This window comes from Catellatospora sichuanensis, from assembly GCF_007483665.1.
Lineage (GTDB): Bacteria > Actinomycetota > Actinomycetes > Mycobacteriales > Micromonosporaceae > Catellatospora > Catellatospora sichuanensis.
Genome location: NZ_VIQO01000014.1, coordinates 236,357 through 252,728 on the forward strand (window position 1 = coordinate 236,357; position 16,372 = coordinate 252,728).

Below are 16,372 nucleotides of genomic sequence, written 5' to 3' on the forward strand. Positions count from 1 at the left end.
CTCAGCCCGCCGCCGCGTCCATGCGTTCGCGCAGGCTGCGCGGGCGCAGGTCGGTCCAGTTCGTCTCGACGTAGGCCAGGCACGCCTCGCGGGTGTCCTCGCCGAACACGGTGTGCCAGCCCGCCGGGACGGCCGCGAACGCGGGCCACAGCGAGTGCTGGTCCTCGTCGTTGACGAGCACGAGGTAGCGGCCGTCGGCGTCTTCGAACGGGTTGGTCATCGCTTCTTCTCCTGAACATCGGTGCCGGCCGGGGCCGGCGGGGTCTCGACGCCGAGCGGGCTCGGCGACGTCTCGGTGCCGGCGGCCGCCGGCGGGAACAGCCCGGACAGGGCCAGGTCGGGTCGTGCCACCGCGGTCGACAACACCAGCAGCAGGTCGGCGGCGATCCGTTGCGCGGTGGCCCGGTCGAAGCGGGCGGTGGCGTACTCCAGCTCCACGTGCACCGGAGTGTCCCCGGCGGGCTCGTAGAAGCTGACGGTCAGGTCGGCCCGTACCGTGCCGGTCGGGATCTGGTCGAAGCGCAGCACGCCGTCGCCCAGGCTCGCCTCCTCGTGGTGCACCACCATCACCCGCGGCCCGTCCAGCCCTGGCGCGACGGCGTCGAGCACGGCCGCGAACGGCACGTCCTGGTGGTCCAGCGCGGCCAGGTCGGTCGCCCGGACCCGGTCGAGCAGCCCGGTGAACGCCGGGTCGCCGGAGGTGTCGGTGCGCATGACGACGGTGTTGTAGAAGCATCCGGCCAGGTCGGTCAGCGCCTCCTCGGTCCGGCCCGCGACGAGGCTGCCGATCGGCAGGTCCGTGCCGCAGCCGTACCCGGTGAGCAGCGTCGCGAACGCGGCCTGCACCACCATGAACATGCTGGTGCCGGTGCGCCGGGCCAGCTCGTCGACGCCGCGGTGCAGGTCGGCGTCGAGCAGGAACTCGACGGTCTCGCCGCGCCGCGACACGACGCCGTCGCGGGCGCGGTCCGCGGGCAGGTCCAGGTCGGGCAGCCCCGCCAGGGTGTCGCGCCAGTAGGCCAGCTGCCGCGCGTGCCGGCTCGCCGGGTCCTGCGGGTCACCGAGCAGCGCGTACGCCCACCGCGTGTAGTCGGCGTAGTCGACCGGCAGCGGCCGCCAGTCCGGGGCCTCGCCGCGCTGCCGCGCCAGGTAGGCGGCGGGCAGGTCGCGCAGCAGCGGGACCACCGACCACTCGTCCACGCCCAGGTGGTGCGTCGTGAGCAGCAGGGCGCGCCGCGGCGTGCCGTGCTCGTCCGCACCGATGACCAGCCGGGCCCGCAGCGGCGGGCGCTCGCTCAGGTCGACGGTCTCCCTGGCCAGCGCCTCCAGGCGCGCGGCCAGTGGCGTGCCGTCGTCGGCGACGGGTTCGAGGACCCGCTCGCCCAGTGCGCAGCGCACCGTGCCGTCGGCCCCGATCACCGTGTGCAGCGGCTGGTGCCGGGCCACCACGTCGCGCAGCGCCGCCTCCAGCGCCACCAGGTCCAGCTCGGAGGCGGGCACCGCGAAGGCGATGTCCCAGCCGGGCTGGCCGACGATGCGGTGCAGGCGCCACGGGTGCAGCTGCACCGGCGCGAGCCGCTCGGCCAGGTCTGCGGCGAAGCCTTCATCGGTGGCGGTGCGGTCGATCGCCGCTTCGCCGACGACGCCCGCACCGGCGGACCCGTGTTCCGTCGCGGAGGCGGTCGCTGCGCGGACGAGCCGCGGCCGGGCGGCTCCGGCCGCCCGGTCGAGGCGTTCGGCCAGTTCGGCGACGGTCGGGGCGTCGAAGACGTCGCGGATGGCGAGGTCCGCGCCGAGCGCGGTGCGTACCCGGCCGATCAGGCGCATCGAGGCCATGGAGTGGCCGCCCAGGTGGAAGAAGTTGTCGTGGACGCCGACCTCGGGCAGGCCGAGGACCTCCGCGAACAGTTCCGCCAGCTGGTGCTGCCGAGCGGTGACCGGCTTGGCGTCACCGGCCAGCGAGCCCCAGTCCGGCGCGGGCAGCGCCCGGCGGTCGACCTTGCCGTTCGGGTTGACCGGCAGCGGCCCGTCGAGCACCACCACCAGCGACGGCACCATGTACTCGGGCAGCACCACGCCGACGTGCGCGCGCAGTACGGCCGGGTCGGCGGGACCGTCGGGCGACACGTACGCGACGAGCCTGGTCGTGTCGCCGGTGCGGTCGGCCACCACGGCCGCCTGCCGCACCGTCTCATGCCCGGCCAGCACCGCCTCGATCTCGCCCGGCTCGATCCGGAAGCCGCGGATCTTCACCTGGTTGTCGGACCGGCCCAGGAAGTCGATGTCGCCGTCGGCCTTCCAGCGGGCCCGGTCGCCGGTGCGGTACATGCGCGCTCCCGGCGCGGCGAACGGGTCGGCGACGAAGCGCTGCGCGGACAGGCCGGGCTTGCCGAGGTAGCCGCGGGCCAGGCCACGGCCGCCGACGTACAGCTCGCCGACGACGCCGACCGGCACCGGCCGCAGCCGCTCGTCGAGGATGTAGGCGAGCGTGTTCGGGTCGGGGCGGCCGATCGGCACCGGCGCGTCCCAGTCGGGTACGGCCCGCCACAGGGTCGAGTTGACCGTGGCCTCGGTGAGGCCGTACGCGGCGAACAGTTTCAGGTGCCCGGCCCAGCGGTTGATCAGGCCGGCGGGCACCGTCTCCGTGCCGACCAGCACGCACAGCCCCTCGGGCAGGTCGGCGTCGGGCGGCAGGATGGAGACCAGCGACGGCGGCAGGATCGCGTGGGTGACCCCGTGGGCGTACAGCAGTTCGCTGAGCGCCGCACCCGGCGTGCGGGCCTCGTCCGGGGTGATGACCAGCGCGGCCCCGGTGCACAGGGCCATCGACACCTCGAACGCGAACACGTCGAAGCCGATCGAGGCGAACTGCAGCACCCGGCTGTCGGCCGTGACGCCCATCGGGTCCACCGCGGTCTCGACCAGGCTGCCGATGCCCTCGTGCGACACTGTCACGCCCTTGGGGCGGCCGGTGGAGCCGGAGGTGTAGATGACGTACGCGGCGTGGTCCAGGCCCTTCGGCGCGGGCAGCACCGGGCGCACCGGGGTCGCGTCGGTGATGTCGTCGAGCACCAGCATCGGCGTGGCCGTCTCGGGCAGCAGGCCCTTGGCCTTGCCGGTGGTCACCACCAGCGCCGCGCCGGAGTCCTCGATCATGTACGCGAGGCGGTCGGCCGGGTGGTTGAGGTCCAGCGGCAGGAACGCGGCGCCAAGCCGGTTGACGGCGAGCACCGTCACGATGGTCTCCAGCGAGCGGGGCACGGCGACGCCGACCACGCTCTCCGGGCGTACGCCCCGGTGGGCCAGGACCCGGGCGAGCCGCCCGGCGCGGGCGGCCAGCTCCACGTAGGACACCTCGCGCTCGCCGTCGATCACGGCGACGGCCTCGGGGGCTCGGGCCACCCGCAGCGCGAACGCCTCGGGCAGGGTCAGCTCGGCCACCGGCCGCGCGGTCGCGTTGAACCCGCGCAGCACCTGGTCCAGCTCACCGTCGACGAACAGGTCCAGGTCCGCCAGGGGCTGGTCGGGCGCGGCGCAGACCGCCCCGGCCAGCCGCGCCAGCCGCCGCCCGAGCAGCTCGACCGTGGCCCGGTCGAACAGCGCGCTGCGGTAGGTGAGCAGGCACTCCAGCTCGCCGTCGGGGCCGTCGAGCAGCTCCACGACCAGGTCGAACCGGGCGGTGGTGGTGTCCAGCGGCTGGTCCGTGCAATCCAGCCCGGCCAGGCCGGACCAGTCGCCGAGGTGGTTGCGGTGCACCACCATGACCTGGAACAGCGGGTTGCGGCCCGGCGAGCGGGCCGGGTTGACCGCCTCCACCACGGCGTCGAACGGCACGTCGGCGTGGGCGAACGCGGCCAGGTCGGTCTCGCGCACCCGGGTCAGCAGGTCGGTGAACGACGGTGCACCGGTCAGGTCGGTGCGCAGCACCAGCGTGTTGACGAAGAACCCGACGAGGTCGTCCAGGCCCTCCTCGCCACGCCCCGCGATGGGGGCGCCCAGCGGCAGGTCGTCGCCCGCGCCGACGCGGTGCAGCAGCGCTGCCGTCAGCGCGTGTGCGGCCATGAACATGCTCGTGCCCGACCGGGCGGCCAGGTCCCGCAGGCCGGTGGCGACGGCCGCGGGCAGGTCCAGGGAGACCGAGCCGCCGCGGGCGTCCGGCACCGCCGGGCGGGCCCGGTCGGTGGGCAGGGTCAGCTCCTCGGGTGCTCCGGCCAGTGTCTTCGTCCAGTACGCGAGCTGGCGCGCGGCGAGGCTGTCCGCGTCGGCCGGGTCGCCGAGCAGGTCACGCTGCCAGAGCGTGTAGTCGGCGTACTGCACCGGCAGCGGTGCCCAGTCAGGCGTGTCGTCGGACAGGCGGGCCTGGTAGGCGGCGGCCAGGTCGCGCAGGAACGGGCCGTCGGACCACTCGTCGGTGGCGATGTGGTGCAGCAGCAGCACCAGCACGTGCTCGTCCGGCCCGGCCTCGATCAGCGTGCCGCGCAGCGGCAGCTCGGCAGCCAGGTCGAACGGGCGCGCCGACGCCTCGTCGACCAGCCGTGCCACGGCCGCCCCGTCGGCTGCGACGAGGTCCAGCACCGGCCGGGCCTGGTCTGCGGGCAGGATGCGCTGGAACGGCTCGCCCTCGACCGCGGTGAACACGGTGCGCAGGGACTCGTGCCGAGCCACCACATCGTGCAGGGCGTCGTGCAGCGCGGCCCGGTCCAGCTCGCCACGAAGCCGCATGACCAGCGGGAAGTTGTAGGCCGCCGACGGCCCCGCCAGCTGCTCCAGCAGCCAGAGCCGCTGCTGCGCGGCCGACAGCGGCAGCGCGCCCTCGCGGGGGCGGGCCACCAGCTCGGCCCGTGTGGTGGACGCGGCCGGGTCGATCCGGGCGGCGAGCTGCGCCACCGTCGGGGCCTCGAACAGGTCCCGGATGGACAGTTGCGCCCCGAGCGCGGTGCGCGCCCGGCTGACCAGGCGGATCGCCAGCAGCGAGTGGCCGCCCAGGTCGAAGAAGCTGTCCTCGACGCCCACCGCGGGCAGGCCCAGCAGCTGCGCGAACAGCTCGCACAGCGTCTGCTCGGCGGGCGTGGCCGGCGGGCGGCTCGCCGCGCCGGTGACCACGGTCGCCTTCGGCAGGGCGCGTACGTCGAGCTTGCCGTTGACGGTCAGCGGCAGCCGCTCCACGGCCGTCAGGGCCGCAGGCACCATGTAGTCGGGCAGGGTCCGCTTGAGGTGCTCGCGCAGCGCGGGCAGCACGACCTCGTCCGCACGGTCCCAGCCGGGACCGCGTACGACATACCCGGCCAGCCGCTTCGCGCCGTCACCGGAGCTGTCCACGATCACCGCGGCGTGCGCGACGGCCGGGTGCGTGCCCAGCGCCGACTCGATCTCGCCCAGCTCGACCCGGTAGCCGCGGATCTTCACCTGGTCGTCGGTGCGGCCGAGGAAGTCGATGTTCCCGTCCGTACGCCGTCGCACCAGGTCGCCGGTGCGGTACATGCGCTCGCCCGGCGCGCCGAACGGGTCGGCGACGAAACGCTCCGCGGTCAGGTCCGGGCGCAGGTGGTAGCCGCGGGCCAGGCCGATGCCGGCGATGTACAGCTCGCCGGGCGAGCCGGGCGGCACCTCGCGCAGCATCGCGTCGAGCACGTGTGCCCGGGTGTTCCAGATCGGCGCGCCGACGGTCGGGCTGTCGCTGTCGAGTGTGCCGCCGCCGAGGGTGTTGATGGTGTACTCGGTCGGCCCGTACAGGTTGTAGCCCAGCGTGCCGGGGGTGTCGCGCAGCGCGGCCCAGACCGCGTCGGAGACCGCCTCACCGCCGAGCAGCACCAGCGGCGGCCGGTGCCGGCCCGGCCCGTCGGCCAGCAGCCCCTCCTCGATCAGGTGCTGTGCGTAGGTCGGGGTCACGTTGACCACGTCGATCCCGTGCCGGTCGCAGTACGCCACCAGCGCGGGCGCGTCGCGGCGCAGCTGCTCGTCGCAGACGTGCACCTCGTGGCCCTCGACGAGCCAGAGCAGCTCCTCCCACGACATGTCGAAGGCGAACGACACGGTGTGCGCCACCTTCAGGCGGCGTCCGCCCGCGGCCCCGATCACCGGGTCGAAGATGGCCTCGCGGTGGTTGAGCTGCATGTTCGTCAGCCCTCGGTACGCCGTCACGACGCCCTTCGGACGGCCGGTCGAACCCGACGTGAAGATCAGGTATGCGGGGTGGTCCAGCCGCCCGGCCACCCCCGGCGCGAACAGCGGCCGCTCCGCGTCGGCCAGGTCGCCACCCGCATAGGCTGCCAGCTCAGCGCTGACCTGCGGGTCGTCCAGCAGCACCAGCCGGTCCAGGCCTTCGGGCAGGCGACCGGCCACCGCTGAGGTGCTCAGCACGCACATCGGCGCGGTGTCCTCGATCATGAAGCCGAGGCGTTCGGCGGGCAGGTCCAGTTCCAGTGGCAGGTACGCCGCACCGGTGCGCAGCACCGCGAACAGCGCCACCACCATGTCCACGGTGCGCGGCAGGGCCAGCCCCACCACGGTCTCCGGGCCCGCGCCACGGGACAGCAGCAGCCGCGCCATCCGGTTGATCCGCGCGTCGAACTCGGCGTAGGTCAGGCTCAGCGCCCCGTCGACCAGCGCGACGGCGTCCGGTGTACGGGAGGCCTGCTCGGCGAGCAGGTCCGCGACGGTCAGTTCGCCGATGTCGTGCCCGGTGCGTGCCCGCTCGGCGGTCTGCGCGGCCCGCTCGGCGGGCAGCAGCAGATCCAACTCCCGCACCGGCGCGTACACGTCGGACACGAGCCGGTCCAGCACCGTCAGCAGCCGGTCCAGCACCGCCTGCGCGGCCGGGCCGTCCACGATGTCGGGGCGGTGGTCCAGCGCCACCCGGATCGCCCGCTGCGGCGTCACCACCAGCGTCAGCGGGTAGTGCGTGGCATCGACACCGTCGACGGCCTCGATGCCGTGCCGGGCGCGCAGGTCGGCGCTGCCGTCCTCGTCCACGAAGTTCTGCAGCACATACAGGGTGTCGAACAGGGTCGCGTGCCCGCTGTCGCGCTGCACCTGGCCCAGGCCGACGTGGTCGTACGGCATCAGCGCCAGGCGCTGGTCCTGCACCCTTCGCAGCAGGTCGCCGACCCGCTCACCGGGCGACGGCGCGATCCGCACGGCGACGGTGTTCAGGAACAGGCCGATGACGTCCTCGACCCCCTCGACCTCGCTGTGCCGTCCGGCGACGGTCATGCCGAACACCGCGTCCGGGCGGCCGGTCAGCGCGCCCAGGGTCAGGCCCCACGCCGTGGTCAGCACGGTGTTCAGGGTGAGGCCCTGCGCACGGGCCACCTGGCGCACCCGGTCGCTGACGCCCTCGGGCAGGCGGGCCTCGACCCGCTGCGGCACGGCCGGGGCCGGAGTGCGGTCCGCCGGGCCGATCAGGGTCGGCTCGGCCAGCCCCGCCAGGGACTCACGCCACACCGTGTCGGCCTCCTGCCCGTCCTGGGCGGCCAGCCAGGCCAGATGGTCGCGGTACGAGCCCGGCGCGGGCAGGCCGGTCGCGTCGCCGTCGCGCTCGTACAGGGTGAACAGCTGCTCGACGAACAGCTCCTCGGACCAGCCGTCCCACAGGATCAGGTGGTGTGTGATGACGAGGCGGTCGCGGCCGCTCGGCATCCGGATCAGCAGCATCCGGCACAGCGGCGGCCGGGCCAGGTCGAACCGGGCCACCCGGTCCGCGGCCATCAACTCGGCGGTACGCGCCGCGGCCTGCTCGGCGGTCAGGTCCGACAGGTCGGCCTCGATCAGCGGCAGATCCAGCCCATCGGCGACGAACTGCGCCGGACGGGACAGCCCTTCGCTGGTGAAGCCCGCCCGCATAGCCGTGTTGCGGGCCAACAGCGCCCGCCCCGCCCGCTCCAGCCGGTCCGCGTCGACCCGATACCCGAGGTCGAACGCATCCTGTCCGGTGTAGACGTCCAGCGCCGCGGTGTCATAGCTGGCGTGGAAGAACAGCCCCTCCTGCAGCGGCGACAACGGCCACACATCCGACACGGGCCCCGGGCTGACCTCCGCCAGTCGCCCCATCTCCTCCGCGGTCAGCTCCAACAGCGGCCCCGGACCGTCTGCGTGTGCGGTTTCGGGGAAACTGCTTGAAAGGGGTCCGTTGTTCGTGCTGTTTCCCTGAAACTGCAGGTCGCCTGCGGCGGTCGCGACGGCGGTGAGGGCGTCGTGCCAGAGGGTGGCGAGGTCGGTGATGTCCGTGTCGGTGAGGGCGTTGGGGGGCCAGGTCCAGGTGGTGGTGAGGGTGGTGCCGTGCGGGCCCTCGGCGGCCACGACGTCCAGTTGGAGCAGGTGGGTTGCGGGCAGGCCGCCGTTGACCGGGGTGATCGCGGCGGATTCCGGGGCTGGTGTCCAGGGCGCGCCGGTCGCCGCCGGGAAGCGGCCGAAGTAGTTCAACAGGACCTGCGGCGTGGCGAGGCGGGCCAGCAGGGGTGCGGTCTGCGCATTGAGGTGGCGCAGCATGCCGTGGCCGATGCCACCGTCGGGCACCGCCCGCAGCCGCTCGCCGACGGCCTCGATCAGCGCGGCGGGCTCGGCGTCAGCGACCGGCAGGCGGACCGGCTGCACGCTGGTGAACCAGCCGACGGTACGGGACAGGTCCAGGTCCGGTTCCAGCTGCTCACGGCCGTGGCGCTCCACGTCCGCCAGCAGCTCCCCGGCCGCCCGGCCGTGCCGCTCCTGCCAGCCGCGCACCGCCGTGGCCAGCGCGGCCAGCAGCCCGTCGGTGATCTCGCCACCGAGCGCAGGCACCGCCGCCAGCAGCGACGCCGTCACGTCGGCGGGCAGCGTCGTGATCCGGCTCGCGGGGGCCGCGGCGTCAGTCACCTGCACGCCCGGCAGCAGGTCCGCGCCGGGGGCGAGGGTCCGTGCCCAGTGTTCCAGTTCGGCGAGGCGCTGGGGCTGCTGGGCCTGGGCCGTGATGGCCTGCCCGAACCGGCGCAGCGAGGTGTCGACCGGCGGCAGTGCCGTGGCGGCAGCGGAGGCGGCGGCATGCCAGGCGGTGGCCAGGTCTTCGAACAGGATGCGCCAGGACACGCCGTCGACGGCGAGGTGGTGCACGGCCAGCAGCAGGCGGCCCGGACGGTTGCCCGCGTCGAACCAGACCGCGCGCAGCATGCTGCCCGTGTCCGGGTCGAGCAGCGCAGTGGCTGTCGCCGCATGCTCGGCGAGCAGATCCGGCAGCGCGTTTTCGTCGACGCCGGCAATGTCCACGCGGACCAGCAGGTCCGTCGCGGTCAGGGGGCCGCTCGGCTCGGTGCGCAGGGTCCACAGCACGGACGCGATGCGCTGCAGGCGCAGCCGCAGGCCGTCGTGGTGGTCGAGCACGGTCTGCAGCGTCGCCGCGATGGACCGCTGGTCCGCCCCGGCCGGGGTGACCAGCAGCATCGGCATGGTGAACCGGTCGATGGCCGCGCCGGTGTCGCGCAGCCAGTGCACGATCGGCAGCAGCGGCACATCGCCGACCCCGTCACCCGGCACCACCGCGACCGGCACCGCCGATGCGACCGGACCAGCGGTCGCGACCGGACCAGCGGTCACGACCGGACCAGCGGTCACGACCGGACCAGCGGTCACGACCGGACCGGTGACCGCCGCGGCGGACATGTCCGTGTGCGGCGACATCATTTTTGACGTGGCCACATCATTTTCGATGTGGTGCGGCGGCGATACGGCTGCCGCGGCGGCGAGGTCGGCCAGCCGGCGCGGGGTGCGGGCGGCGAGCACGTCGCGCGGGCTGACCGCCAGCCCGGCCCGGCGGGCGCGGCTGGAGACCCCGATGGACAGGATGCTGTCCCCGCCGAGGGCGAAGAAGTCGTCGTCCGGCCCGACGGCCGCGGCCCCGAGGACCGCCCCGACGATCTCGCACAGCGCCGCCACCGGTCCGGTCACGGCCTCGCCGGTGATCGTCGGAGTTGCCTGGCACTCGTGCGTATCTTGAGCGTGCTTACGCCCACATGCCTGGCAAGTCGGGTGATCGAGGGACGCCGTGCGGGGGGCGGGCAGGGCGGCGCGGTCGAGTTTGCCGCTGGCGGTGCGCGGGAGCGTGCCCAGGATGACGAAGGCGGCCGGGACCAGGGTCGGGGGCAGCGCGGACGTGGCCGCGTCGCGGAGGGCGGCGGGGTCGAGGGCGCGTCCGGCGGCCGGGACCGCGTAGGCGACGAGTTGGACGCTGCCGGGGCCGTCGGCGCGGGCGATGACGGCGGCCTGGGCGACGTCGGGGCGGCTGGTCAGCCAGGACTCGACGTCGGCGGGATCGATGCGTACCCCCCGGATCTTGATTTCGTGGTCGGTGCGGGCCAGGTAGGTGAGGGTGCCGTCGGAGTGGCGGACGACGAGGTCACCGGTGCGGTACATGCGCTCGCCGGGTGCGCCGGCCGGGTCGGCGACGAAGCGCGACGCGGTCAGCGCGGCGCGGCCGAGATAGCCGCGGGCGAGCTGCACGCCGGAGACGTACAGCTCGCCGGGCACGCCGACGGGCACCGGGCGCAGGCAGTCGTCGAGCACGTGCAGGCCGGTGTCGGCCACGGGGCCGCCGATCGGCACGGCCGAGCCGTGCTCGCCGTCGTTGGGCCACCAGGTGACCTGCACGGCGGTCTCGGTGGGGCCGTAGAAGTTGTCCAGGCGGGTGCCGGTCGCCTGCGCCCAGCGGCGGGCCAGGTCACCGGTCAGCGCCTCGCCGCCGCAGGAGACCCAGCGCAGGTCGGCGGCCCACGAGGGGTCGGCGAGCACGTCGTCGGCGAGCAGGAACGCCTCCACCATGGACGGCACGAAAGTCGCGGCGCTGACCCGGTGGGCCCGCATGAGCGCGGCCAGCTCGGCCGGATCGTGCTGCGCGCCGGGCTCCGGCAGCACGACCGCCGCACCGGCGGTCAGCGGCCAGAACAGCTCCCAGACCGAGGTGTCGAACGTCGCCGGGGCCAGCTGCAGCATCCGGTCGGCGGCGTGCAGCCCGAAGGTGCGCTGCGACCACTCCAGCTGGTTGCCGATCGCCCGGTGCGTGACCAGCACGCCCTTGGGGCGTCCGGTCGAGCCGGAGGTGTAGATGACGTACGCGGGGTGCTCGGGGTCCACGGCCGCGGGCGTGCCCGCCGCCTCCTCGACACCGGCGAGCACGTAGGACAGCCCGGCCCGGCGGGGCAGGCGGGACAGCAGGTCCGGGGTCGTCACCACGGTGGTGACCCCGGCGTCGGCGAGCAGCGCGTCCAGGTTCGGCGCGGCGGGGTCGACCGGCAGGTACGCGGCTCCGGCGTACAGCACGCCGAGCATGGCCGTGACCTGGCGGGCCGAACGCGGCAGCGCAACGGCGACGACGTGCTCCGGCCCGGCGCCACGGGCGGTCAGGCGCGCCGCCAGCGCGGCGGCGCGACCGGCGAGCCGGGCGTAGGTGAGCTGCTCGTCGGCTGCGATGACGGCGACCGCGTGCGGGTTGCGGGCCGCCTGCTCGGCGACGAGCGCGGCCAGGCCCGCACCGCTTTGCGCGGCGGGTTCGCCGCGCAGCGGCTCGGGCGCGCCGCCGAGGTCGACGGCACCGGCGGCCAGGTCCGGCGTGGCCAGTAGGGCGTCGAGCAGCGCGGGCAGCCCGGTGCGCAGCCGGGCCAGGGTCGCGGCGGGTAGGCGCGCCGGGTCGTACTCGATGACCAGCGACAGCTCGCCGCCCGGGGTGGCGAGCAGGCTGACCGGGTAGTGCGTGGCCTCGCGGTAGGACACGCCCGCCACCCGGACCGTGTTGGAGGCGTCGCGCAGGTCGCCGTCGGCGGGCAGGTTCTCGACGGTGACGAGGCTGTCGAACAGCTCGCCGCCGCCCGCGAGGCGGCTGATCGCGGTCAGGCCCAGGTGCTGGTGGTCCAGCAGGGCGGTCTGCGCCCGCGCGAGCCGGGACACGACCTCGCGCAGCGGCTCGTGTGGAGCCCAGCTCACGCGGACCGGCACGGTGTTGATGAACAGGCCGATCATCGACTCGACGCCGGGGGTGTCGCTGTCGCGGCCGGACACGGTGCTGCCGAACAGCACGTCGCGGCGTCCGGTGAGGCGGCCGAGGAGCAGGCCCCAGACGCCGTACAGCAGGGTGCTCGCGGTCGTGCCGTGCGCCCGCGCGGCGGCGGCGAGCCGTACGCCCGTGCCGTCGGCGACGGGTACCGTGACCTGGATCGCCTCGGCGTCCGTGGCCGCCGGGGCGGTGGCCGATCGCGTCTGCGCCGCGGCGAGGTGCTCGGCCGCCGTCAGGGCCTGCGCATCCGAGGCCGGTTCCGGCAGGGCCTGCGCGTGCACGGCGGGTTCCGGCCCGAGCAGGGTCGCGCCGTCCACGCCGGACAGTGCCGCCTGCCACGCGTCTTCCGCGGCCGCCCGGTCGCGGTCGGCGAGGCGGCGCAGGTGCTCGCGGTAGGGCGTCACCGACGGGAGCCGGACGGCGACGTCGCCGGTGGCGTACAGCGCCATCAGCTCGCGCAGCGCGACCGTGGCCGACCAGCCGTCGGTGACGATGTGGTGGTGCGTGAAGACCAGCGTGTGCCGGTCGCCGCCGTGGTCGACCAGCAGGTGGCGGACCAGCGGCGCGACGGCCGCGTCGAAGACGGCCGCCTTCTCGTCGGCGAGGAGCTGCGCGAACAGCTCCGCCGAGGAGCCCGCGTCCATGCGCGACAGATCCACCTGCCGCCACGGGGCGGTCGCGGTCGCGGACACCGCCTGGACGAGGCGACCGTCGGCCAGCTCGTGGAACGACGCGCGCAGCGGCGCGTGCCGGGCGACGATCGTGTCCACGGCGCGGCGGACCGCGTCGGCGTCGACCGGCCCGTGCAGCTCGACGACCTGCTGCACCTGGTAGCTGCCGTCCCCGGCGTACGCGTGGAACAGCAGGCCCTCCTGCAGCGGCGACAGCGGCAGCACGTCGTCGAGCCCCGGCACCAGCGCCGCGAGTCCGTCGACATCGGCCTGGCACAGCTCGACCAGCGGGAAGTCCGACGGGGTGTGCCCGCCCGCGCCCGGCGCGGCGGCGGCGTCGGCCAGCTCGCCGAGCGCGGCGAACCAGCCCTCGGCCAGCTCGCGCACCGCTTCCTCACTCAGCAGGTCCGCCGGGAACGCCCAGGTGACCCCGAGCGCCGGCCCGTCCGGGCCTTCCTGCGCGAACGCGTTGATCTCCAGCGTGTACGGCGCGACCGGCATCGCGGCGTCGTACCCGCCGGCCAGCATGCCGACGCCGGGCAGCGCGGTGAAGTCGCCGGCCTCGTCGACGCCGAAGCGGCCCAGGTAGTTGAAGCTGAGCTGCGGCTGCGGCAGCGCGGCCAGCACCGGGGCGGTCTCCGGGTTGGCGTGGCGCAGCAGTCCGTATCCGATGCCGTGGTCGGGCAGGGCGCGCAGCCGCTCCTTGACGTGCTTGAGCCCCGCACCGAGATCGTCCGGGTCGGGCCCGAGGTCCAGGCGCACCGGGAAGATGCTGGTGAACCAGCCCAGGGTGCGCGACAGGTCCGCGCCGGGCACGATCTCCTCCTGGCGCCCGTGGCCTTCCAGGGCCACCAGCACCGGCGGGGTCGGCATCTGCCGAGCTGTCCGCCACCGGTTGACGGCGGTGGCCAGCGCGGTGAGCAGCACGTCGTTGACGCCCGCGTGCCAGGTCGCGGGCACGGTGGTCAGCAGCGGCGCGGTCGCCGCAGTGGGCAGGTGCAGGGTGAGGTGGCGGACGGAGGCCAGGTCGCCGACCGGGTCGAGGGCGCGGTGCGACAGCGCCGGATCGTCGCCGTCGAGCATGCCGGTCCACAGGTCCAGTTCGGCGAGCCGGTCCGGGTGTTCGGCGGCGGCGGTGAGCTGCTGCGCCCAGGTGCGCAGCGGGGTGCCGACCGGGGCGAGTCGGGGCAGGCGGCCCGCGACGGCGTCGGCGTACGCGGCGGCGAGGTCGGGCAGCAGGATGCGCCAGGTCACGCCGTCGACGATCAGGTGGTGCAGCATGACCACCAGGTGGCCGGGACGGTCCGGCCCGGCGTCGAGCCATACCGCCTGGAACATCACGCCCGCGGTCGGGTCCAGCCGCTGCCCGGCCTCTCGCGCGGCCGCGTCCAGCCGCGCGCGCAGCCTGTCGTCCGACAGCGGGCCCACCGGTTCGGCATGGTCGGCACCCCGGCGGTGGGTGTCGGCGGGCTCGCCAGCGGAGGTGACGGCCTCCGACGCGCCGGTCAGGTCGACGCGGTGCAGGTGAGCGGCTGCGGCGACGGCACCCGGCGCGGCGACGGCGAGCCGTCCGGCGCGGCCGGGGACGGCCCGGTCCAGGCGGGAGCGGAGCACGTCGTGGCGGTCGGTGACGGCCTGCAGGGCCGCGGCCAGGGTCGCGCGGGTCGCGCCGGCGGGCACGCGTACCGCGAGCCACTGGCTGAACGCGTCGATCTCGCCGCCGCAGCCGTCCAGCCAGGACATGATCGGCGTGAGCGGCAGTTCGCCGACACCGGCCATCGGGTCGTCCGCGCGGGCCGGGTCCACGGCGGCCGCGACCAGGGCCAGCCGGGCGACGGTGCGCTGCTCGAAGACCTGCCGCGGGGTGACGGTCAGCCCGGCGCGGCGGGCCGCGATGACCAGCTGGATGGAGACGATGCTGTCGCCGCCGAGGGCGAAGAAGTCGTCGTCGACACCCACCCCGGCCAGTCCGAGCACCTGGTCGTAGAGGTCGCACAGCAGCTGCTCGCGGGCGTCGCGGGCGGCCTGCCCGCCGGTCATCGTCGCGAAGTCGGGCGCGGGCAGCGCGGCCCGGTCCAGCTTGCCGCTGGTCGTCACCGGAAGCCGGTCCAGCACCACCACGGCCGCGGGCACCATGTGCTCGGGCAGGAAGCCCTGGGTGTACGCCCGCACCTCGGCCGGTGCCACGGCCTGCCCGTCGCGGGCCACCACGTACGCCACGAGCCTGGTGTCGCCGGGCCGGTCCTGCCGGACCACGGCCACGGCCTGGCCGACGGACTCGTGCTGCAGCAGCACCGACTCGACCTCGCCCAGTTCGACCCGGTACCCGCGGATCTTCACCTGGTCGTCGGTGCGGCCGGTGAAGTCCAGCCGCCCGTCGGGCAGCCAGCGCACCAGGTCCCCGGTGCGGTAGAGGCGCTCGCCTGGCGCGCCGAACGGGTCGGCGACGAAACGCGCCGCGGTGAGGCCGGGGCGGTTCAGGTAACCGCGGGCCAGGCCGGGCCCGCCGAGATAGAGCTCGCCCAGTTCGCCGACGGCCACGGGGCGCAGTTCGGCGTCGAGCACGTAGCAGCGGGTGCCCGGGTCGGGCACGCCGATCGGCACAGTGCCGAGCGGGTCCATGTCGGGGTCGCAAAGGCCCAGCGTCGAGTTCACGGTCGCCTCGGTCGGGCCGTACGCGTTGAACATCTCGCGGCCGCGGGCGAAGCGCGCCACCAGCGCGGTCGAGATGCGCTCGGTGCCCGCCAGCAGGGTCGCACCCTCCGGCAGGTCGCAGCCCTCGGGCAGGGCGGCCAGCAGCGCCGGGGGCAGGATCATGAAGGTGATGCCGTGGGCGCGGGCGTAGTCGGTCAGCTCCGGTCCGGGCACGCGGCGCTCGGCGGGCACCACGACCAGCCGCGCGCCGGTGAGCAGGCCCAGGCACAGGTCGAAGAAGGCCACGTCGAAGCTCGGCGAGGCGAACTGCAGCACCCTGCTGTCCGGTCCGACGCCGAGCCGCTCGGTTGCCGTGGCCAGCAGTTTCACCACACCGGCATGGGACACGACGACACCCTTGGGCCGCCCGGTCGAGCCTGATGTGTAGATCACGTAAGCCGCCCCGAGCGGGCTCAGCGCGCCGCCTCGGTCGTCATCGGACGGCGCCGTCTCCGGCGCGGCGACCAGCTCGGCCCGGGTGGCCGCATCGTCGAGCAGAAGCACCGGCACGGCCGACGGCGTCGGCCCGGCCGAGGCCGCGGGCCGCGCGGGGTCGGCCTGGCCCGGCAGGGCGGTGGCGAGGTCCGCGATCGTGACCAGGCACACCGGACGCGCATCGTCCAGCATGTAGGCGATGCGGTCGGCCGGGTAGTCCGGGTCGAGCGGCAGGTAGGCCGCGCCGGCCTGGAGCACGGCCACCTGCGCGACGATCATCTCCGCGGATCGGGGCAGGCACAGGCCCACCACCCGCTCCGGACCGGCGCCGCGCGCGATCAGCGCGTGCGCGAGCCGGTTGGCTGCCGCGCCGAGCTGGCCGTAGGTGAGGCTGGTCTGCTCGTACACGAGCGCGATCGCGTCGCGCCGCCGGGCGACCTGGTCGGCGAAGAGCTCCGGCCAGGTCGCCGGCGGTTGCCCGCAAGCGGTGTCGTTCCACGCCACGAGGATGCGGTGCAGCTCCTCGTCCGATACGGGCTGGGACACGGTCTCGGTCACG

General features: G+C 74.8%; 2 protein-coding genes. Both read right to left on the bottom strand.

Features of this window, described 5'->3' with window-relative positions; translation table 11 throughout:
• Window position 1: 1 nt before the first annotated feature.
• Window positions 2-220: an MbtH family protein gene (locus tag FLL47_RS27765; RefSeq protein ID WP_144123827.1), complete on the bottom strand. Its 219-nt coding sequence runs from the start codon at window positions 218-220 to the stop codon at window positions 2-4.
• Entirely contained in the window at window positions 217-16,371 is a 16,155-nt protein-coding gene (locus FLL47_RS27770) for a non-ribosomal peptide synthetase (protein WP_144123829.1), read from the bottom strand. Before FLL47_RS27770 ends, FLL47_RS27765 begins: the two co-directional genes overlap by 4 nt.
• Window position 16,372 lies beyond the last annotated feature (1 nt).

Excerpts from the sequence above, each read along its gene's own strand:
- FLL47_RS27765 (WP_144123827.1), bottom strand. The coding sequence starts at position 220 with ATGACCAACCCGTTCGAAGACGCCGACGGCCGCTACCTCGTGCTCGTC.